The organism is Arsenophonus sp. ENCA, from assembly GCF_002287155.1.
Lineage (GTDB): Bacteria > Pseudomonadota > Gammaproteobacteria > Enterobacterales > Enterobacteriaceae > Arsenophonus > Arsenophonus nilaparvatae.
Map to the genome: position 1 here is coordinate 1 of NZ_NHNG01000184.1, position 532 is coordinate 532.

Consider the following 532-nt stretch of genomic DNA (forward strand, 5'->3'; position numbering starts at 1 on the left):
AACGCGCATCAAACAGATAAGTTATTTTGACGCCTTCTTGTGCATTATATTCACCAGGATGAGATAAACCTAAGGAATGACCACTCTCATGCGTAAAAGTATGTCGGCCATAATTACCATTCTCTGGATATAAATTTTCTGAATGATTCTGAACATTAAACCAGCATTGTCCTGCAAGAACTCGAGAATTAGGTAAATAAGCGAAAGCTTGACCTTTCGGTTTGTTAAAATTACCAAAATCAAGATTTGTTTGGCTATCTGGCGCTGATTTATAGGTAAAAGTAATATTAGCGACATCGGCCCAAGATTGTAATGCGAGTAATATTTGCTGCTGTTGTAGTTCGCTAAGGCCTACCATCTGATTTGAACCAGGCTCATTCTCCTGACCCCACTCATAAAAAGAGTAAGTTATTTCAGCATGTTTACCTAGAATATTTTTGCCATTCCAGGTTGAATTTGCTCGCGATATTTGCTCTGCAGCTTTAGCACTATTATAAGAAGGTTTATTATTGACTCCATAACTATAACCCCC

Annotated in this window: 1 protein-coding gene; it reads right to left on the bottom strand. The window is 37.8% G+C overall.

Annotated features, from left to right (window positions below):
- Positions 1–532: matrixin family metalloprotease (locus tag CBG25_RS04745; protein WP_366212702.1), on the bottom strand; the 532-nt coding region annotated here is incomplete at both ends.